The sequence below is a fragment of the Nocardioides sp. HB32 genome (assembly GCF_054058995.1).
Map to the genome: position 1 here is coordinate 868,354 of NZ_JBSSBS010000001.1, position 19,215 is coordinate 887,568.

16 protein-coding genes are annotated in these 19,215 nt (G+C 71.7%); 12 read left to right on the top strand and 4 right to left on the bottom strand.

Annotation, left to right across the window (positions count from 1 at the left end; translation table 11 throughout):
* The 6 genes from ACVW2K_RS04445 to ACVW2K_RS04470 all read left to right on the top strand — a co-directional run bounded on the left by ACVW2K_RS04445 (position 1) and on the right by ACVW2K_RS04470 (position 8,195).
* Positions 1 to 990 (top strand): ABC transporter substrate-binding protein, encoded by a 990-nt coding sequence (locus tag ACVW2K_RS04445; protein WP_457201678.1) that lies wholly within the window; start codon positions 1 to 3, stop codon positions 988 to 990.
* A 135-nt stretch (positions 991 to 1,125) separates the two neighbouring features.
* On the top strand, positions 1,126 to 3,645 hold the full coding sequence (locus ACVW2K_RS04450; protein WP_457201679.1) for a GcvT family protein: 2,520 nt from the start codon (positions 1,126 to 1,128) through the stop codon (positions 3,643 to 3,645).
* On the top strand, positions 3,642 to 4,382 hold the full coding sequence (locus ACVW2K_RS04455) for an electron transfer flavoprotein subunit beta/FixA family protein (protein WP_457201680.1): 741 nt from the start codon (positions 3,642 to 3,644) through the stop codon (positions 4,380 to 4,382). Before ACVW2K_RS04450 ends, ACVW2K_RS04455 begins: the two co-directional genes overlap by 4 nt.
* Entirely contained in the window at positions 4,379 to 5,359 is a 981-nt protein-coding gene (locus tag ACVW2K_RS04460) for an electron transfer flavoprotein subunit alpha/FixB family protein (protein ID WP_457201681.1), read from the top strand. Before ACVW2K_RS04455 ends, ACVW2K_RS04460 begins: the two co-directional genes overlap by 4 nt.
* Positions 5,360 to 5,405: 46 nt before the next feature.
* A complete protein-coding gene (locus ACVW2K_RS04465; RefSeq protein WP_028637955.1) occupies positions 5,406 to 6,617 on the top strand; it encodes a M15 family metallopeptidase in 1,212 nt (403 codons plus the stop codon).
* Between the two features lie 333 nt (positions 6,618 to 6,950).
* On the top strand, positions 6,951 to 8,195 hold the full coding sequence (locus ACVW2K_RS04470) for a DUF222 domain-containing protein (RefSeq protein WP_457201682.1): 1,245 nt from the start codon (positions 6,951 to 6,953) through the stop codon (positions 8,193 to 8,195).
* 48 nt (positions 8,196 to 8,243) lie between these two features.
* Here ACVW2K_RS04470 and ACVW2K_RS04475 read toward each other — a convergent pair whose 3' ends face one another.
* Positions 8,244 to 8,492 (bottom strand): hypothetical protein, encoded by a 249-nt coding sequence (locus ACVW2K_RS04475; RefSeq protein ID WP_457201683.1) that lies wholly within the window; start codon positions 8,490 to 8,492, stop codon positions 8,244 to 8,246.
* 120 nt (positions 8,493 to 8,612) lie between these two features.
* On the opposite strand from ACVW2K_RS04475, the gene ACVW2K_RS04480 reads away from it, so the two are divergent.
* The gene (locus tag ACVW2K_RS04480) at positions 8,613 to 9,578 is read left to right on the top strand and encodes an NADPH:quinone oxidoreductase family protein (protein WP_457201684.1); all 966 of its coding nucleotides are present in this window, start codon (positions 8,613 to 8,615) and stop codon (positions 9,576 to 9,578) included.
* Between the two features lie 20 nt (positions 9,579 to 9,598).
* Here the strand turns inward: ACVW2K_RS04480 and ACVW2K_RS04485 are convergent, their stop codons facing one another.
* Together ACVW2K_RS04485 and ACVW2K_RS04490 are read right to left on the bottom strand one after the other, a co-directional pair.
* Positions 9,599 to 10,063: a nucleoside deaminase gene (locus tag ACVW2K_RS04485; protein ID WP_028637959.1), complete on the bottom strand. Its 465-nt coding sequence runs from the start codon at positions 10,061 to 10,063 to the stop codon at positions 9,599 to 9,601.
* Positions 10,060 to 11,439, bottom strand: coding sequence for a purine-cytosine permease family protein (locus ACVW2K_RS04490; protein ID WP_457201685.1), 1,380 nt, complete (start codon positions 11,437 to 11,439; stop codon positions 10,060 to 10,062). The genes ACVW2K_RS04485 and ACVW2K_RS04490 overlap by 4 nt, the downstream gene beginning before the upstream one ends.
* 38 nt (positions 11,440 to 11,477) lie before the next feature.
* Here ACVW2K_RS04490 and ACVW2K_RS04495 point away from each other — a divergent pair, with 38 nt between their 5' ends.
* Together ACVW2K_RS04495 and ACVW2K_RS04500 are read left to right on the top strand one after the other, a co-directional pair.
* Entirely contained in the window at positions 11,478 to 13,427 is a 1,950-nt protein-coding gene (locus tag ACVW2K_RS04495) for a M13 family metallopeptidase (protein WP_457201686.1), read from the top strand.
* Positions 13,424 to 14,137 carry a 2-phosphosulfolactate phosphatase gene (locus ACVW2K_RS04500; protein ID WP_457201687.1) on the top strand — a complete coding sequence of 238 codons (714 nt, stop codon included), beginning with the start codon at positions 13,424 to 13,426 and terminating at the stop codon, positions 14,135 to 14,137. Before ACVW2K_RS04495 ends, ACVW2K_RS04500 begins: the two co-directional genes overlap by 4 nt.
* A 64-nt stretch (positions 14,138 to 14,201) precedes the next feature.
* Here ACVW2K_RS04500 and ACVW2K_RS04505 read toward each other — a convergent pair whose 3' ends face one another.
* Positions 14,202 to 14,726 carry a hypothetical protein gene (locus ACVW2K_RS04505; RefSeq protein ID WP_028637963.1) on the bottom strand — a complete coding sequence of 175 codons (525 nt, stop codon included), beginning with the start codon at positions 14,724 to 14,726 and terminating at the stop codon, positions 14,202 to 14,204.
* A 116-nt stretch (positions 14,727 to 14,842) separates the two neighbouring features.
* On the opposite strand from ACVW2K_RS04505, the gene ACVW2K_RS04510 reads away from it, so the two are divergent.
* From ACVW2K_RS04510 to ACVW2K_RS04520, 3 genes are read left to right on the top strand one after another with little or no spacing between them, the layout of a single operon-like run.
* Positions 14,843 to 16,969 carry a DEAD/DEAH box helicase gene (locus tag ACVW2K_RS04510; protein WP_457201688.1) on the top strand — a complete coding sequence of 709 codons (2,127 nt, stop codon included), beginning with the start codon at positions 14,843 to 14,845 and terminating at the stop codon, positions 16,967 to 16,969.
* Positions 16,970 to 16,978: 9 nt separating this feature from the next.
* Complete coding sequence (locus ACVW2K_RS04515; RefSeq protein ID WP_457201689.1) at positions 16,979 to 18,091, top strand: CDP-glycerol glycerophosphotransferase family protein; 1,113 nt, start codon at positions 16,979 to 16,981, stop codon at positions 18,089 to 18,091.
* A 60-nt stretch (positions 18,092 to 18,151) separates the two neighbouring features.
* A complete protein-coding gene (locus ACVW2K_RS04520) occupies positions 18,152 to 19,192 on the top strand; it encodes an NAD(P)H-dependent amine dehydrogenase family protein (protein ID WP_457201690.1) in 1,041 nt (346 codons plus the stop codon).
* Positions 19,193 to 19,215: the final 23 nt, after the last annotated feature.

Below are 19,215 nucleotides of genomic sequence, written 5' to 3' on the forward strand. Positions count from 1 at the left end.
ATGAGAGTCAAGCGCACACAGGGGGCCATCGCCGCCCTGGTGACGGCGTCGGCGCTCACGCTCGGTGCGTGTGGCGGCGACTCCATCAAGAACGCAGACCAGCCCGCTGGGGGCAAGGACTGCGGCGAGATGAACATGGCGGTCAACCCCTGGGTCGGCTACGAGGCCGACGCGCACGTGGTCGGCTACCTCGCCCAGACCAAGCTCGGCTGCACGGTCAACTACAAGAACCTCGACGAGCAGGTGTCCTGGAAGGGCTTCGGCAGTGGCTCGGTGGACGTCGTGATCGAGAACTGGGGGCACCCCGAGCTCCAGAAGAAGTACATGTCCGACCAGGGCGGCGACGGTACCGCGGTCGACGCCGGCCTGACCGGGAACGACGGGATCATCGGCTGGTACGTCCCGCCGTGGCTGGCCGAGAAGTACCCGGACATCACCGACTGGAAGAACCTGAACAAGTACGCCGACATGTTCAAGACCAGCGAATCCGGTGACCTGGGCACGCTCTACGACGGCGACCCCGGCTTCGTCACGAACGACGAGGCGCTGGTCAAGAACCTCGACCTGGACTTCAAGGTCGTCTATGCGGGCAGCGAGAACGCGCTGATCCAGGACTTCCGCAACGCCCAGCAGAACAAGACCCCGATGATCGGCTACTTCTACGAGCCGCAGTGGTTCCTGTCCGAGGTGCCGCTGGTCAAGGTCGACCTGCCGAAGTACACCGAGGGCTGCGACGCGGACCCGGAGAAGGTCGCGTGCGACTATCCGCCGTACCCGCTGAACAAGGTCGTGTCGTCGTCGTTCGCCGACTCAGGCAGCCCGGCGTACGACCTGGTCAAGGCGTTCAAGTGGACCAACGACGACCAGAACCTGGTCGCCAAGTACATCGCCGAAGACCAGATGGACCCCGACGACGCGGCGAAGAAGTGGATCGACGCCAACCCGGACAAGGTCGACGCCTGGCTCAAGGCCGCCGGCGTCAGCAGCTGACCCGCTGACCGACGCTCACTCGTCCCGGCCGGGGGGTTGACCTCCCGGCCGGGGTCGGGTGATCCTTGAGCAGTTCCGTAATACGAATCCTGTTGCACGATACGCAACACACTCGGACACAGACCGGAGAGTTCCATGGCCACCGTCCCCGCCTCGGCCAAGGTCGTCGTGATCGGCGCCGGCATCGTCGGCAACAGCCTCGTCCACCACCTCGCCCGGCTCGGCTGGCGCGACATCGTGCAGCTCGACAAGGGCCCGCTGCCCAACCCCGGCGGCTCGACCGGGCACGCGTCCAACTTCATCTTCACCGTCGACCACTCGCGCGAGATCACGGACCTCACGCTCGACTCCGTGAAGCAGTACCAGGAGATGGGGGTCTTCACGCAGTCCGGCGGCTTCGAGCTCGCCCGCACCGAGGAGCGGATGGAGGAGCTGCGGCGCCGGATGTCGAGCGCGCGGGCCTGGGGCATCGAGGCCGAGCTGGTGAGCCCGGACTTCGTCAAGGAGAAGGTCCCGTTCATCGAGACCGACCAGTTCATCGGCGCCTTCTGGACACCCGGCGTGGGCGTCGTCGACTCCCTGCGCGCCGGCACGATCATGCGCGAGCGCGCGATCGAGCTCGACGCGCTGACCGTGGTCGCGAACGTCGAGGTCACCGGCCTCGACGTCGAGGGTGGCCGGATCCGCCGGGTCCGCACCGACGGAGGCGACATCGAGACCGAGTACGTCGTCATCGCGTGCGGCGTCTGGAGCCCGAAGATCGGCGACATGGCGGGCGTCTCGATCCCGCTGACCCCCGCCGTGCACCAGATGATCAGCGTCGGACCGTGCCCGCAGCTGGCCGAGCGGGAGGGCGAGATCTCCTTCCCGATCGTCCGCGACATGGACACCTTCTGCTACGAGCGCCAGCACGGCGCCGACATGGAGGTCGGCTCCTACGCGCACCGCGCGATCCTGCACGAGCCGGAGGAGATCCCCTCCATCGAGCAGTCCAAGCTGTCGCCGACCGAGATGCCGTTCACCTCCGACGACTTCGACCCGCAGCTCGAGCAGGCCTACGAGCTGATGCCGGAGCTGCTCGGTGCCGAGGGCGCCGAGATGCGGTACGCCATCAACGGCCTGCTGTCGCTCACCTGTGACGGCTGGCCGATCCTCGGCGAGAGCGAGGTCCAGGGTCTCTGGACGGCGGCCGCGGTCTGGATCAAGGAGGGCCCGGGCGTCGGCCGTGCGGTCGCCGAGTGGATGGTCAACGGGCACTCGGAGATCGACGTCAGCCACAGCGACATCGCGCGGTTCCACCCCCACCAGAAGCGCCGCGAGCACACCCGGCTGCGCACCACCGAGTCGTTCATCAAGACCTACGGGATCATCCACCCGGCCGAGCAGTACGAGTCCGACCGCGACCAGCGGCTCGCCCCGATGCACGAGTCGCAGAAGAAGCTCGGCGCGGTCTTCTTCGAGACCGGCGGCTGGGAGCGCCCGTTCTGGTACGAGTCGAACGCCGCGCTCCTCGATCAGTACGGCGACGCGGTGATGCCCCGCGAGCACGAGTGGGACTCGCGCTGGTGGAGCCCGATCATCAACGCCGAGCACCTGCGGATGCGTGAGGCGGCCGGTGTCATCGACCTCTCGGCGTTCGAGATCTTCGACATCGCCGGGCCGGGCGCGCTCGACGCGGTGCAGATGACCTGCGTCGCGCAGTGCGACGTGCCGGTCGGCAAGGTCGTGTACACACCGGTGCTCGACGCGGCGGGCGGCTTCAGGTCCGACCTCACCGTGATGCGCCTCGGTGAGGACCACTTCCGCGTGGTGACCGGCGCCGCGCACGGCCCGGCGGACCGGCAGTGGTTCGCGCGCCACGTGCCCGACGGCACCACGCTCACCAGCCGCACCGACGACGTGGTGACGATCGGGCTCTGGGGCCCGCGGGCGCGCGACATCCTCGCCGGGCTCACCTCGGACGACGTCACCGACGGTGGCTTCGGGTTCCTCACCTGCCGCGAGATCCAGGTCAAGGGCACCGCGGTGCTCGCCTCGCGGATCTCCTACGTCGGCGAGCTCGGCTGGGAGCTGTACGTCGCGGCCGACGACGCCGCCGGAGTGTGGGACACGCTGCTCGAGTCGGGTGCCGCGCACGGCGCCGTACCGGTCGGCATCGGGGTGTATGGCACCACCGGCCGGATCGAGAAGGGCTACCGGGCCTTCGGCTACGAGCTCGACGCCGAGCGCTCGATCGTCGAGGCCGGGATGCAGCGGCCCAAGGTCAAGGCTGCCGACTTCGTGGGGCGCGATGCGTACCTGGCCCAGCGCGCTCGGCTGGATTCCGGGGAGGCGCCCGCGTCGGTGCTGTGCACGCTGGTCGTCGACGACCACACGTCGGCGTCGGGGGTGAAGCGGTACATGCTCGGCGGGGAGCCCATCCTGCGTCGCGACGGCGGGGCGCTGACCGACGGGCACGGCCACCACCCCTACGTCACGAGCGCCGGCTCGGCGCCGTCGCTCGGCAAGCACCTGCTGCTGGCGTACCTGCCTCCGGAGGCGGCGGTCCTCGGCAACGAGCTGGCCGTGTCGTACATGGAGGAGCTCTACCCGGTGACGGTCGGCTCCGTCGACGCGACGCCGCTGCTCGACCCGGCCAACGAGCGACTGCGATGAGCACCCTCGTCTGCGTGAAGCGGGTGGTCGACTCCTCCAGCGAGGTCGTGCTGACCGAGGACGGTCAGGCCGTGGACGGGCGGTACGCCGGGTTCACGATGAGCGCGCACGAGGAGTGTGCCGTGGAGCTCGCCGTGCGGATCGGCGCTGCCACGGTGATGACGCTCGGGGACGCCGACGCGGTCGAGCAGCTGCGCGCGGCGCTGGCCGTCGGCTGCGAGGCCGCGACCCACGTGGTGGCCGACGCGGGGGCGTTCGGCCCGGCCGACGTCGCGCGCGAGATCGCGGCCGTCGTCCGCGACGGCGGGCACGACCTGGTGCTGCTCGGCAACGACGCCGCGGACACCGGCGACTTCCAGGTCGGCATCCGGCTCGCCTACGAGCTCGGCCGGCCGGTCGTGAACGGCGCGACCCTGGTCTCCGTCGACGACGGCGTGGTGACGGCCGAGGTCGACGGGCCGGACGGCCACGAGACCTACCGGGTGCCGCTGCCCGCCGTCGTGACCGTGCTCGAGGGCGGCGTCGCGCCGCGCTACCCGTCGGTGCCGGGCCGGATGAAGGCGAAGAAGGTGCCGATCGAGGAACGGCAGCCCTCCGCCCCACCGACCGGACCCGGTCGGGTCCGGCTCCTGCTCCCGCCGCCCGCGCCGTCGACCGTGCAGGTCCTCGGCAAGGGCCCGGAGGCCGCGGCCGCCGTGGTCGACCTGTTCGAGCAGCTCGGGGTGCTGGCCCGATGATCGTGGTGCTGGTCGAGGTCTCGCCGTCCGGCGAGCCGGTCGAGGTGTCCCGCGAGGCGGTCACGTTCGCGCGGTCGCTGTCCGCCGCCGGCGGTGGTGTGCCGGTCGACGTGGTGGTGGTCGGTACCCCGTCCGGCGCGCTGGTCGAGACGATGGCGGCGTACGGCGTCCGCCGGGTGCACGCGCTGACCGGCCCCGCGTTCGAGGCGTTCTCCGGAGCCGCTTGGGCGTCCGGGATCCTCACCGTCCGGGAGCAGGCCGGTGCCGTGGTCGTGCTGGCCGCCGGGACCCCACGCGGCGGCGAGGTGATGGCACACGTCGCCGCCCGCGCCGGCGTACCGATGGCCGCGAACGTGCTGTCCTTCGGCGGGCTCTCGCCGTTCGTCGTCACCCGCCAGGTGGTCGGCGGTGCGGTGCTCGAGGAGATGCAGCTGTCCGCGCGGCCGGCGGTCTTCACGGTGGCGGGGCACGCGGTCGAGGCCGCTCCGGCCGAGGCACCCGGTGCGGCCGAGGTCGTCATCGAGACGCCGTCGGTGGCGGACGCGGATCTCGTGGCCCGGGTCGTCTCGACCGAGGAGCCCGAGGCCGACCTGTCCGGCTCGCTGAAGTCGGCCCGGGTGGTCGTCGGTGCCGGCCGCGGTGCCGGCTCGGCGGAAGGCTTCGAGGACATCCTCGAGCTCACCGCGCTGCTCGACGCCTCGCTCGGTGTCTCCCGGGTGGTGACCTCGCTCGGCTGGCGGCCGCACCACGAGCAGGTCGGCCAGACCGGGTCCCGGATCTCGCCGGACCTCTACATCCCCTGCGGCATCAGCGGCGCCATCCAGCACTGGGCCGGCTGCTCGTCGGCGAAGCACATCCTCGCGATCAACACCGACCCCGAGGCACCGATGGTCACCCGCGCGACGCACGCCGTCATCGGTGACCTGCACGAGGTGGTGCCGGCGATCAACGCGGAGATCCGGCGGCGTCGCGGATAGGCACGGCTCCGGCGGGGTAGACGTACCCTGAATCCGGGGAGGGACCATGCGACTGGGGCGTGCGCTGGGTACGGCGGCATTGGCCTGCGCGCTCCTGACCGGGTGCAACGGGAGCACCGAGGCCGGCGACCCGGCACCCAGCGAGACGACGAGCACGACCCCGGCGGCCAGCGGCCAGACCGCGGCACCCGCGCTCGACCCGAAGCACGCGGTCGACCCGCCCGGCCGGCGTACCGGCCTGATCGCGCCGGCCGACATCGTCGCGAACGGCTCGAAGACGATCCCGCAGGACAAGGTCGACGCGATCCGCAGGCTCGACGGCGTCCTCGACGTCGAGCAGATCTCCTTGGCGTCGGTGCCGGTCGAGAACCGGACCCTGAGCGTCGCGGCTGTCGACCCGGCGACGTACCGGAACTGGGTGACGAAGTCCGCGAGCGCCCAGGCCAATCAGGTCTGGAACCGGGTCGCCGGCGGCGAGCTCGCGATCCGCCCCGCCCTGGAGAAGCGGGCGCCGATCGACAAGGAGGGGTTCCTCGCCCTCGGCAGCACCGCGGACGCGGCGAAGGTGCACGTCGGGGCCTATGCGCAGCAGTCCTGGCTGGTCGACGCGGTCGTCAACGAGACCTGGATCAAGGACCTCGACATGACCGAGGGCAACGCGCTGCTGATCCGCACCGGCGGCACCGCGCCGGAGCCGCTGCGCAAGCCGATCGAGAGGATCCTCCGGGGCACGGACGCCGCGGTCTCGATGACCGACGTGGTCGCCCGCGAGGGCCTCGACCCCGGCGTCGTCCAGACCGCGGTCGTCGTCGGCACCATCGCCGACGCGGTCGGCACGTTCCGCTACACCGTGCTCTCCGGCGGTCACATCGCTCCCGACCCGGCCTGGGTGAGGAGCCACATCGCCACCGAGCCGGTGCCGATCCTCGGCAACGTCACCTGCAACAAGCTGATCTTCCCGCAGCTGCGTGCCGCGCTGGAGGATGTGATCACCCAGGGCCTGGCCGACACGATCCACCCGACCCAGTACGCCGGCTGCTTCTACCCGCGCTTCATCGCCGGGACGACCACGCTGTCCAACCACGCGTTCGGCCTCGCCCTCGACATCAACGCGGTCGAGAACCAGCGCGGGACCGCCGGCCGGATCGACCGCGGCGTGGTCGCGATCTTCAAGCACTGGGGCTTCACCTGGGGCGGCGACTGGCACTACACCGACCCGATGCACTTCGAGATGAATCAGCTGGTGCAGCCTCGCTGACGAGGGTGCTTGCCCCGTTGGTTGGCAGTAGCTCGCCGCCCGCTGGGTTCAGGACCGATATGGCAGCGACGGGAACGGCGGCGGTTGGTCGCCGTGGCTTCCCGGATTGCGGGTCCGCGTCGGTGACAGCGGGCTGCAGGCCATGGGTGGTGGCGACCGAAAGGCAGCGACGCGGGTAACGGCGAGCTCAGGTCGAGGTGGCTTCCCGGCTTCCTGGGTCCGCGGCGGGGCTGCGAAAATTTCTGCTGAAGAATCTTCCGGAAGTGTCCGAATGCTGGTCAAAACAAGGGTTCTGAGCGTCTGACTGTCGGTGGCCGGTGCTGTGATGGATCCATGACAGCGATCGCGACGCCCCGGCACCGGGTCAGTGTCGCGACCGCGCACCTGCACGCCGAGCTCGACGCGGTCGCGGATGCGTCGGTGTGGTCGATGGACCCGGTCGAGACTGGCCAGACGCTGGTCGCGCTGCAGCGCGCCGAGGCCCGGCTGGTCGAGCTGAAGGCCCGGGTGGCCGCGCACGCCGAGGACCTGCACGTCGGCCACGAGGTCGGCGCCTCGTCGGCGGCGAGCTGGCTGGCGCACGAGACGAAGGCGACCCGGGCCGCGGCGTACGCGGCGGTGCGGCTGGGTCGTGACCTCGAGGCGCATCGCCCGACCCGGGACGCGCTGGCCGCTGGGCGGGTGTTGGCCGACCAGGCGCGGGTGGTGATCCGGTGGGTCGAGGACCTGCCCGCCACGGTCCCGGCCGGGAAGGTCGCCGCGGCCGAGGCGCACCTGCTGGAGCTGGCCCGGCACCACGACGCGAAGGCGTTGAACCGGCTCGGGAAGCACCTGTTCGAGGTGGTCGCCCCCGAGGAGGCCGATGCCCGCGAAGCCGCGCTGCTGGCCAAGGAGGAGGCCGCGGCCGCCAAGGCCTGCCGGCTCTCGATGTACGACGACGGGCAGGGCAAGACCCACGGCACCTTCACGGTGCCCACCTTCCACGGCGCCACGTTGCGGAAGATCCTCGGCGCCCTGGCCGCGCCCCGGCACGTGGCCGCCACCCAGGGTCCCGGGGTGGAGCGGCCGGAGACCCCCGAGGCGTGGGGGCGGGCGTTGTGCGAGCTGATCGAGCGGTACCCCGCCGACCGGCTCCCCACCACCGGCGGCGTTTCCGCGACCGCGGTGGTGCTCCTCGACCTCGACGTCCTGCTCGGCCGCCTCGAGAAGGCCGGGGTGCTGGACACCGGGGAGAAGATCTCCCCGAGCATGGCCCGCCGGCTCGCCTGCCAGGCCGGGATCATCCCCGTCGTCCTCGACGGCGACTCCCAGCCCCTCGACGTGGGCCGCAAACGCCGGCTGTTCACCGAGGCCCAACGGACCGCGATGCTGGTCCGCGACCGCGGCTGCCGCGCCCAGGGCTGCGACCGCGCCACCGGCCTGCACGCCCACCACAAGCAGCGGTGGGTCGACGGAGGCCACACCAACCTCGCCGACGGCATCTCCCTGTGCCCCTGGCACCACGCCCGCGCCCACGACACCAACTACCGGACCACCCACCACCCCAACGGCGACGTCACCTTCCACCGGCGAACATAGGCGACGCATTCGGGCTTGAACGGCGGTCATCGCGTGCCGGGCCTGGGATCAGGTGAGCCGCTCGAACACCATCGTGGCCTGGATCCGGTCCCCGCCCCCGAGCCCCTTGCTGCCAGAGGCGGCTGTCGAGATGGTGTGGAGCCGGTAGCCCAGTGCTGCCTGGACTCCGATCTCGCTCGCGCACTGGTTCGTGACGGTGTCGTGCTCGTGGTGCACCGCCATCCACCACATCGGTGCTACCCCGACTGGTCGGCCCTCGTCGGCGACCATGTCGGGCCGGACGAGCCGCCTCGTCATCAGGCCGACCTCGCAGACCTGAACGTGGTCCACCGATCAGCCACCCGAGCGTCCTGAGCGCGGTCCACGTCGGTGGGACGGTGCGCGATCCCTTCCACGGCCACCGCTAACGTCAGGCCCATGCGCGCCGCCCAGGTAGTCACGACCACCGGTCCCGCCGACGTCGTCGTCAACGACGTGCCCGAGCCGACGCCCGGGTCCGACGACGTGCTCGTCGAGGTGCACAGCGTCGGCATCTCGTTCCCGGACCTCCTGCTGAGCAAGGGCGAGTACCAGATGAAGCCGGAGGTGCCGTTCACACTCGGCGTGGACTTCGCCGGCACGGTCGTCTCCGGCCCCGACGGCTTCGAGCCGGGCCAGCGGGTCGCCGGCGTCGGCGGCTGGGGCGGGGCGGCCGAGCTGGTCGCGAACCCGGCCATGTCCACCTTCGCCCTCCCCGACCACGTGTCGTACGACGAGGGCGCGGCGCTGCCGATGAACTACCTGACCGCGCAGTTCGCCCTGGCCGAGCGCGCAGGCCTCGAGGCCGGCGAGACCGTGCTGGTGCACGGCGCCGCCGGCGGCGTCGGCACCGCGACCATCCAGGTCGCCAAGGGGTACGGCGCCCGGACGATCGCCGTGGTCAGCACCGAGGAGAAGGCCGAGGTCGCGCGGACCGCCGGTGCCGACGAGGCCGTCCTGCTCGACGGCTTCCGCGACGCGGTCAAGGACCTCACCGGCGGGAAGGGCGTCGACGTGGTCGTGGACGTCGTGGGCGGTGACGCGTTCACCGACTCGCTGCGCAGCCTCGCACCGCAGGGCCGGCTGCTCGTGGTGGGCTTCGCCGCCGGGCAGGGCATCCCCGAGGTGAAGGTCAACCGGCTGCTGCTCAACAACGTCGACGTCCGCGGTGTCGGCTGGGGTGCGTACGCCATGGTCCGGCCCGGCTTCATGCAGCAGCAGTGGCAGGAGCTGCTGCCGATGCTGGAGTCCGGGGTGGTCAGGCCGCCGATCGGCGCGACGTACGACCTCGACGGCTTCGGTCAGGCCCTCCTGGACATGGAAGCGCGCAAGACCCTCGGGAAGTCGGTCGTCCGGGTCCGCTGATCGCCGCCACCCCACCCGCGTCAGCTCGGGTCGACGCCGATGTCCTCGAACCACAGGTCGGGGCGGTCGGCGATGAAGCGCTCCATCAGGTCGATGCACTCCGGGTCGTCGAGCAGCACGACTTCGACGCCGTTCTCCGCGAGCCACTCGTGACCGCCGAAGAAGGTCGTCGCCTCGCCGATCACCAGACGGGAGATGCCGAACTGGCGCACCAGGCCGGAGCAGTACCAGCACGGCGAGAGCGTCGTGACCATCGTGGTGCCGGCGTAGGTGCGCTGGCGGCCGGCGTTGCGGAACGCCGAGGTCTCGCCGTGCATGGACGGGTCGTCGTCCTGCACCCGGCGGTTGTGGCCGCGACCGAGCACGGTGCCGTCCGCGGCCACCAGCGCCCCACCGATGGGGATGCCGCCCTCGGCGAGGCCCACCCGGGCTTCCGAGACGGCGACGGCCAGCCAGTCGCGAGCGGTGGCGAGGTCGAGCGTCATGCCTCGGACCGTACCGCGAGCGGCTTGAACAGCACGGCGTAGAGGAGCGCGGCCAGCGCGAAGCCGATCACGGGGGTCAGGTCGCCGATGCCCGGGTGCGCCTCGGCCACGGGCCCGACGTACTTGGTCTGGCTCGAGAACAGCCACACCGAGACCACCGTCGCAGCCACGAACGCGATCGGTCCGGCCCAGTTCGAGTAGCCGCGCTCGAGCAGCGCCCGCGGAGGTACGCCGCCGCCGCGCAGCAGCCGGTCGGTCAGCACGACGCCGAGCCACGGGGCCACCCAGTAGGCGATGACGAGCAGGAAGTTCTCGTACTTCGCGCCGGCATCCGAGAGCCCGGACCACGCGAAGAGGAACCCGATCACGCCGAACACCAGCGCGACCAGTGCCCGCCGGATGTGGGACGGGATCTTGATCTCGAGGGCGAGGAAGGCCATCGAGCCGGAGTAGATGTTGAGCACGTTCGCGCAGACGGCTCCCAACGCGATGCAGAGCAGGGTGAGGTCCCCGATCGCGGTGGGGAGCAGGTCGGTGAAGGCCGTGGTGGGGTTGCCGAGGAACGCGTCCGCGCCGGTCGTCACCGCCGCCGCGCCCGCCAGCTCCAGCAGCACGCACGCGCCGAAGATGCCGAGCCCGGAGAACAGGAAGACCTGGCGACGGTCGGCGTCGGGCGCCAGGTAGCGGGTGTAGTCGGAGGCGTACGGGTTCCAGCCGGCGGCGTACCCGAAGCTGGCGGCGGCCAGCAGCATCCAGCCCCCGAAGCCGCCCCCGGCGGCACCGGCGTCGGCCTTCGTGAAGACGATGACGGTGGCGACCACGAAGACCACCGCGAGCAGGGGGAACGCGTAGCGCTCGAAGACGTGCACGAGGTTGTAGCCGAAGAACGCGACCACGACCTGGGCGACCACCACCACGAGCAGGCAGAGGACGTCGGGCAGGTCGGTGAGCGAGGCCAGGGCCAGCGCGCCGCTGACGCTGTTGACCGCGAACCACCCGATGCCGGCCATCAGCGCGTTCACGGTGGCCGGGATCGCGTTGCCCGCGAAGCCGAACGCCGAGCGCGCCGCCACCATCTGCGGCAGCCCGGTGCGCGGGCCCATCGTGGAGAGGTACCCGTGCGTGAGCGCCCCGGCGAGCGTGCCGGCGACGATCGCTGTCGCCGCCTGACCGAAGCTCAGTCCGAAGAACAGCGTGCCGAGCGCGCCGACGAAGACGGTCGCGAACTCGAAGTTCGGCGACGCCCACGTCCAGAGCAGCTGCACGGGCCGGCCGTGCCGTTCCTCCAGCGGGATGAACTCGATCCCGCCGGGCTCGATCGCGCCGACCTTGGTGCCGTAGTCGCGCTCGTCCGCAGGCATCTCGAGTGAGGACATGACGGGAGTATCCGCCATCAGCGGGCTAGGGTCGTCGCGTGAGCACCCTCGACGAGGCCCGCGAGGGCATGAACCCCGACATCCGGCCGCAGGACGACCTCTTCGGCCACGTGAACGGCCGCTGGCTCGACGAGACGGAGATCCCGTCGGACCGCTCGAGCTGGGGCCCCTTCGTCCAGCTCGGGGACGCCGCCGAGGAGCACGTGCACGCGATCATCGAGGACCTCGCGCGGCAGGTCGCCGAGGGCGCGGACGTCGACGACGACGCCCGCAAGATCGGTGACCTCTTCGCGTCGTTCATGGACGAGGACACCGTCAACGCCCGCGGCACCCGGCCGATCCGGCCGCTGGTCGACGCCGTGGCCGGCCTGCGCGACGTCCGCGACCTGGCGGCCTTCCTGGGCGAGTTCGAGCGGATCGGCGGGCACGGCCTGTTCGGGTCCTACGTCGACACCGACTCCAAGGACTCCGACCGCTACCTCTTCAACCTCGTCCAGGGCGGCCTGGGCCTGCCGGACGAGTCGTACTACCGCGACGAGAAGTTCGCCGAGGTGCGCGAGAAGTACGTCGCCTACCTGACCCGGCTGTTCACGCTCGCGGAGCACGACGGCGCGGAGGCGGCGGCCCGGACCGTGCTCGACATCGACACCCGGCTCGCGGCCGGGCACTGGGAGCGGGCGGAGACCCGCGACGTCCAGAAGACCTACAACCTGATGACCAAGGCCGAGCTGGTCGAGCTGGCGCCGGCCTTCGACTGGGACGCCTACGTCACGAACCTCGGCGGCTCGGACGAGACGCTCGCCGAGGTGTGCGTGCGCCAGCCCTCCTACGTCGCCCACCTCTCCGGGGTCCTCGAGGAGGTCGGCATCGACGAGTGGCGGCACTGGCTGCTCGCCCACGTGCTGCGCGCCTCCGCGGGGTACCTCACCGACGACTTCGTCGAGACCAACTTCGACTTCTACGGCCGCACCCTCAACGGCACGCCCGAGCTGCGGGCCCGCTGGAAGCGCGGCGTCGCGCTGGTCGAGGGTGCGATGGGCGAGGCGGTCGGCAAGGAGTACGTCGCCCGGCACTTCCCGCCCGCGTCCAAGGCGATGATGGACGACCTGGTCGCGAACCTGCTCGCGGCGTACCGCCAGTCGATCTCGAAGCTCGACTGGATGACCGACGAGACCAAGCAGCGGGCGTACGAGAAGCTCGACACGTTCCGCCCGAAGATCGGCTACCCGGAGAAGTTCCGCGACTACTCGCGGCTCCAGGTCACCCGCGACGACCTGCTCGGCAACGTCGCGGCGGCGTCCGCGTTCGAGACCGACCGGCAGCTCGCGAAGATCGGCTCGCCGGTCGACCGGGACGAGTGGTTCATGCTGCCTCAGACCGTCAATGCCTACTACAACCCGGGCACCAACGAGATCTGCTTCCCGGCCGGCATCCTCCAGAAGCCGTTCTTCTCCCCGGACGCCGACGAGGCCGAGAACTACGGCGGCATCGGCGCGGTGATCGGCCACGAGGTCGGCCACGGCTTCGACGACCAGGGTGCGCAGTACGACGGCGCCGGCAACCTCAACGACTGGTGGACCCCGGCCGACAAGGAGGCCTTCCAGGTCAAGTCGCGGGCGCTGATCGAGCAGTACGACGCCTTCGAGCCTCGCAACCTGCCCGGTGAGCACGTCAACGGCGCGCTCACCGTGGGGGAGAACATCGGCGACCTCGGCGGGCTGACGATCGGGCACACGGCGTACCTCATCGCCCAGGGCGGCGAGGCCTCGGTCGAGGACCGCCGGAAGCTGTTCCTCAACTGGGCGTACTGCTGGCGGACCAAGCGGCGCAAGGAGCAGGACCTCCAGTACCTCACCATCGATCCGCACAGCCCGCCGGAGTTCCGCGCGAACATCGTGCGCAACCTCGACGAGTTCCACGAGGTCTTCGGCTCCGCCGAGGGGGACGGCCTCTGGCTGGACCCGGCCGACCGGGTCCGCATCTGGTGATCTCCTTCGAGTGGGGCCCCACCGGGGCCGCCTCGATCGCCGAGCCCGGCGGGATCGCCGTCGTGGTCGACGTGCTGTCGTTCACCACCACGCTGAGCGTGGCGGTCGAGCGCGGGATGACGGTGTACCCGTTCCGCTGGAAGGACGAGCGTGCGGTGGCGTACGCCGCGGAGCGGGGCGCCGTCCTGGCGACGGGCCGGTCGCTGCGCGACGGGGTGAGCCTGTCGCCGGCGTCCGTGCGGGCGGCGGAGGGTGTCGAGCGGCTGGTGCTGCCGTCGCCGAACGGCTCGGCGATCGCGTTCGGCCTCGCCGGGGCCGGCGCGACGGTCGTCGGTGCCTCGCTGCGCAACGCGTCGGCGGTCGCGCGCTGGCTGGCCGAGCGGGACGGACCGGTCGCGGTGGTCGCCGCCGGCGAGCGCTGGCCCGACGCCACCCTGCGGCCGGCGATCGAGGACCTCTGGGGCGCGGGGGCGGTGATCGCCGGGCTGGTCGACCTGGGCCGCTCCGGGTTGACCGCGGAGGCACGGGTGGCCGAGCGGGCCTACCGCGCGGCCAGGCTCCCCGACGACCTGGTCGCCTGTGCGAGCGGGCAGGAGCTGGTCGGCATCGGCTTCGGGGTCGACGTCGACATCGCCGCCGAGCTCGACGCGACAGACGTCGTGCCGGTGCTCCACGGGGAGGCGTTCGTCGCCGGTTCGCCCGTCGAGTGACGCGAGCTGGCTCTCTCCGAGGCGAGATCGCAGCCAGTTCACGTCACTCGACGAGGACCGGGGCTCAGCTGAAGCGCTGGTACGTCACGGTCGGGTAGTAGAGCGTCGTACCGCTGCCACCGGTGTCGGTGACCTTGAGGCTCAGGGTGTGCTGACCCTTGCCGATCTTGGTGCAGAACTGCACCGCGCCCTGGTCGAGCGTGGTGCCGTAGGCGAGGTACTTGCTGCCCTCCGACGTCCCGACGCCGTCGCGGTAGAGCTGGACCGACGACCCACCGCTGTACGACATCGCGTACAGCGTCACGAGCACCGTGTCGGTGCCCTTCGTGGGACCCTTGACCTGCAGCTGCGAGCCCTCGACCTCGGCGGCGGCGCCGGCGGCCAGACCCTGGTAGTCGGTGGCCCGCCGGGACATCGAGATCTCCTGGCCGCCCGAGCAGCTGGAGACGAGCGACCGGGCCTCCGGGCGCGGGGGCAGGCGGTGGGCGCCGCCGTCGGCCTGGGCGCTCGTGCCGGTGAGTGCGGCTCCGCCGGCGAGGGCGAGGGCCGCGGCGCCGGCGGCGGTGATCGTGCGGAAGGTGGTGATCATGACAGCTCCTGTGACCGGCGGCCCCTAGCGAGCCGCGCTGGTGGTGAGGAGCGCGTCGTCCACAGGCAGATACCACCCGGTCCGGTCCTGTCACCGGCGGCTGGTAGACAGGCGGCATGACCCGAGGCTCCCTGACCCGTGGCCCCGCGACGCCAGGATCGGTCACCCGGGAGGGGGCCGAGGCCCATCTCCGTGCTCTCGTCGGGAGCGACGACGCGGTCCTGCGCGAGGACCAGTGGGCGGCGATCGAGGCGCTCGCCGTCGACCGGAGGCGCGCGCTGGTCGTGCAGCGCACCGGCTGGGGCAAGTCCGCGGTCTACTTCGTCGCGACCCTGCTGCTGCGGGAGCAGGGCGCCGGGCCGACCGTGATCGTCTCGCCGCTGCTCGCGCTGATGCGCAACCAGATCGCGGCCGCCGAGCGGGCCGGCATCCGCGCGGTCACCATCAACTCCACCAACATGGAGGACTGGGAGCCGATCCAGGAGGCGATCCGCGCCGGGGAGGTCGACGTGCTGCTGGTCAGCCCGGAGCGGCTGAACAACCCCGGGTTCCGCGACGAGGTGCTGCCCCGGCTCGCGGCGACCTGCGGCCTGCTCGTCGTCGACGAGGCCCACTGCATCTCCGACTGGGGCCACGACTTCCGGCCCGACTACCGGCGGATCCGCACGCTGCTCGGCGACCTGCCCGACGGCATCCCCGTGCTGGCGACGACGGCGACCGCCAACCAGCGGGTGACGAACGACGTCGCCGAGCAGCTGGGCACCGCCGGGTCCCTCGGCGACGTGCTGGTGCTGCGGGGATCGCTGGACCGCGAGTCGCTCCGGCTGGGCGTGGTCCGGCTGAAGACCCCGGAGCAGCGGCTGGCCTGGCTCGCCGACCACCTCGCCGAGCAGCCCGGGTCGGGCATCGTCTACTGCCTGACCGTCGCGGCCACCCAGGAGATCGCGGACTACCTGCGCTCGCGGGGCCACGACGTCGCGGCGTACTCCGGCCAGACCGAGACCACCGAGCGGCACGCCCTGGAGCAGGACCTCGCCACCGGCCGGGTCAAGGCGCTGATCGCCACGAGCGCCCTCGGCATGGGCTTCGACGCGACCCTCGGCTTCGTGGTCAACATGGGGGCGCCGGCGTCCCCGGTCGCCTACTACCAGCAGGTCGGCCGTGCCGGCCGTGGCACCGACGAGGCGACGGTGGTGCTGCTCCCGGCGATCGAGGACCGCGACATCTGGGCCTACTTCGCCTCGCTGGCCTTCCCGCGCGAGGAGCAGGTGCGCCGCACCCTCGAGGTGCTCGCCGAGGAGGGTCGCCCGCTCAGCACCGCCACCTTGGAGACGTACGTCGACCTCAACCGCACCCGGCTCGAGACGATGCTGAAGGTGCTCGACGTCGACGGCGCCGTACGCCGGGTGCGCGGCGGCTGGGAGGCGACCGGCCGGCCGTGGACCTACGACGAGGAGCGATACCGCCGCGTCAGCGAGGCGCGCGAGCGTGAGCAGCGCGCGATGCTCGACTACATCGCGACCGACGGCTGCCGGATGCGCTTCCTGCGCGAGCAGCTCGACGACCCGGAGGCAGCGATCTGCGGCCGCTGCGACAACTGCGGGGGCCTGAGCCTGTCGGCCGACGTCTCCGCGGCCGCCGTCGAGGAGGCCGGCGCCCGGCTGTCCCGGCCCGGCATCCCCGTCGAGCCGCGCAAGATGTGGCCGACGTCGCTGGCCAACCTCGGCCTCGACCTCAAGGGCAAGATCGCCGACACGGCCGGGGAGGGCCGCGCCGTGGCCCGGCTCACCGACCTCGGCTACGGCAACGCGCTCCGGGAGCTCTTCGCGCCCGGGACGGCGGACGGCCCGGTGCCGATCGGGCTGGTCAAGGCCGTGATCGAGGTGCTGGGCGACTGGCAGCCGGCGGTCGACGGGATCGTCGTGGTCGAGTCCGCGAGCCGGCCGGCGCTGACCGCCGACCTGGCCGACGGGCTCTCGCGCTACCTGCAGGTCCCGGTCGTCGGACGCTGGGCGATCGTCGACCCGGACGTGCTCCCCGGGCAGGGTGCGGCCAACTCCGCACAACGCGTCGCGGCGGTCGGCCGCCGCTTCGCGCTCCAGGCCGACGACCTGTCCGGACAGCGGATCCTCGTGGTCGACGACCTCGTCGTCACCGGCTGGACCCTCACCCTCGCGGCCCGGGCGGTGCGGGCGGCCGGGGCGACGGAGGCCCGGCCGCTGACGCTCGCGACCACCACGTAAAATCAGGGAGTGAACCGCGTTCCCGTCCTCGCCTACTTCGCCGACGATCCCACCCGGACGTACCAGCTGATCCAGTGGCTCCCCGTCCTGGAGCTGCTCGACCAGCAGCAGCCCGTCGGCCTGGTGCTGCGCGACCCGGAGTCGGCCCTGGTGCTGCGGGAGCGGACCCGGCTCCCCATCTCGGTCGCCCCGGCCTTCGCCGAGCTCGCCGAGCTCTACGCGGAGCTGGACGCCAAGGTCGTCCTCTACTGCAACAACTCGGTGCTCAACTTCCAGTCGCTGCTGCACACCGGGATGCTGCACGTGCACATCAACCACGGCGAGAGCGACAAGCAGAGCATGGCGTCGAACAACGCCAAGGCCTACGACCGCGTGTTCGTCGCCGGCGAGGCCGCGGTCCAGCGGTACGCCGCCGAGGTGCTCGAGCTCGACACCGCCAAGCTGGTGCGGACCGGCCGCCCGCAGCTCGACCTGCGACCGCCCTCGCTGCTCGAGCCGAGCGACCGGCGTACCGTCCTCTACGCCCCGACCTGGGAGGGCGACGCCGAGTACAACGACTACACCTCGGTCGACACCCTCGGCGTCGAGATCGCCCGCGGCATCCTGGCCGTTCCCGACGTGCGGCTGGTCTACAAGCCGCACCCCAAGGTCACCACGAGCGAGACGCCGGCGGTCCGGGACGCTCACCACGCGATCCTCGCGCTCGTCGAGGCGGCGGGGCCGCTGCACCGGTCCGTCACGTCCGGCGACATCCTGGCGGTCCTGCCGGACTGCGACGCGATGGTCACCGACGTGTCGTCGGTCGGGCTGGACTGGTTGTACCTGCGCACCGAGCGCCCGATCTTCATCACCGACCGGCACCACGACGCCGACCGGCTCCGCCGCGACGTCCCGGTGAGCCGGTGCGCGGACGTGCTCGCCGACGTCGACGCCGCCGAGGTGGCGGCACTCGTGGCGGCCCGGCTCGAGCACGACGAGCACCACCTCGCCCGGGTGGCGATGCGGCACCACTACTTCGACGACCTCGGGATCGGCGAGAGCACGGCCCGCTTCATCGAGTCGGTGTCCCAGCTGGCGGCGCTGCGGGACCGCCTCCTGGGCGCCGTCGCGATCACCGCCTGACGGGCGGCCCGCCACCGGCGGCCCTGTGCAGCGGCTAGAACACGTTCTACTCTGCCGCCCATGGACAGACCTCTGCGCGTGATCCAGTGGACGACCGGCAACATCGGCCGGCGGTCGCTGCACGCGATCCTCGGCCGCCCGGACCTCGAGCTCGTCGGCGTGTACGCGCACGGTGCGGAGAAGGTCGGGCGCGACGCGGCCGAGCTCTGCGGCTGGCCGGCGCCGACCGGCGTGCTCGCGACGAACGACGTCACCGCGCTGCTCGCGCTCGGCGCCGACGCGTGCTGCTACAACCCGCTGTGGCCCAGCATCGACGAGCTGTGCGCACTGCTCGAGGCGGGGGTGAACGTGTGCAGCTCGGCCGCCTGGATCACCGGCGGCAAGCAGTCGCCGCCCGACCTGGACCGGGTCCGGAAGGCCTGCGAGCGCGGCGGTACGTCGATCTTCGGCAGCGGAGCCCACCCCGGACTCACGAACACGGTCGGGATGGTGCTGAGCGGGGCGTGCGAGCGGGTCGACGAGATCCGGATCACCGAGTCCGTCGACTGCTCGACGTACGAGAGCGCGGAGACCCAGACGGCGATGGGGTTCTCCCAGCCGCCGGACACCCCGGGCCTCGGCGAGAGCGTGCGCCGGGAGAGCGAGGTGTTCGCCGAGTCGGCGGCGATGATGGCCGACGCGATCGGGGTGACCCTGGACCGGGTGACCTTCGACGTCGAGTTCACGGCGGCGACCGGCGACAGCGACCTCGGCTTCATGACCATCCCGGCCGGGACCGTCGGCGGAGTGCTCGGCTACCACCGCGGCTGGGTGGGCGACCGCAACGTCGTGAGCGTCGGCTTCAACTGGGTCATGGGCGAGCACACGGTACCGCCGAAGCCGCTCGCGCACGGGCACGTGATCCAGGTGTTCGGCGTGCCGAACATGCGCACCGTGCTGCACTGCCTCCCGCCGCAGGACTGGGCGGAGGGCTTCATGGGCCTCGGCATGATCTACACCGCGATGCCGGTCACCAACGCCGTGCCGGCCGTCGTCGCCGCACCGCCCGGGATCGTGACGCTCGCGGACCTCCCGCCGATCACCGGACGCGTCCGACGCTAGGCGGTGCCGACGACGAGGACCCG

Excerpts from the sequence above, each read along its gene's own strand:
- ACVW2K_RS04510 (WP_457201688.1), top strand. The coding sequence starts at position 14,843 with ATGACCCGAGGCTCCCTGACCCGTGGCCCCGCGACGCCAGGATCGGTC.
- ACVW2K_RS04460 (WP_457201681.1), top strand. The coding sequence starts at position 4,379 with ATGATCGTGGTGCTGGTCGAGGTCTCGCCGTCCGGCGAGCCGGTCGAG.
- ACVW2K_RS04450 (WP_457201679.1), top strand. The coding sequence starts at position 1,126 with ATGGCCACCGTCCCCGCCTCGGCCAAGGTCGTCGTGATCGGCGCCGGC.
- ACVW2K_RS04485 (WP_028637959.1), bottom strand. The coding sequence starts at position 10,063 with ATGACGCTCGACCTCGCCACCGCTCGCGACTGGCTGGCCGTCGCCGTC.
- ACVW2K_RS04480 (WP_457201684.1), top strand. The coding sequence starts at position 8,613 with ATGCGCGCCGCCCAGGTAGTCACGACCACCGGTCCCGCCGACGTCGTC.
- ACVW2K_RS04475 (WP_457201683.1), bottom strand. The coding sequence starts at position 8,492 with ATGACGAGGCGGCTCGTCCGGCCCGACATGGTCGCCGACGAGGGCCGA.
- ACVW2K_RS04445 (WP_457201678.1), top strand. The coding sequence starts at position 1 with ATGAGAGTCAAGCGCACACAGGGGGCCATCGCCGCCCTGGTGACGGCG.
- ACVW2K_RS04455 (WP_457201680.1), top strand. The coding sequence starts at position 3,642 with ATGAGCACCCTCGTCTGCGTGAAGCGGGTGGTCGACTCCTCCAGCGAG.
- ACVW2K_RS04520 (WP_457201690.1), top strand. The coding sequence starts at position 18,152 with ATGGACAGACCTCTGCGCGTGATCCAGTGGACGACCGGCAACATCGGC.
- ACVW2K_RS04470 (WP_457201682.1), top strand. The coding sequence starts at position 6,951 with ATGACAGCGATCGCGACGCCCCGGCACCGGGTCAGTGTCGCGACCGCG.
- ACVW2K_RS04505 (WP_028637963.1), bottom strand. The coding sequence starts at position 14,726 with ATGATCACCACCTTCCGCACGATCACCGCCGCCGGCGCCGCGGCCCTC.
- ACVW2K_RS04465 (WP_028637955.1), top strand. The coding sequence starts at position 5,406 with ATGCGACTGGGGCGTGCGCTGGGTACGGCGGCATTGGCCTGCGCGCTC.
- ACVW2K_RS04490 (WP_457201685.1), bottom strand. The coding sequence starts at position 11,439 with ATGTCCTCACTCGAGATGCCTGCGGACGAGCGCGACTACGGCACCAAG.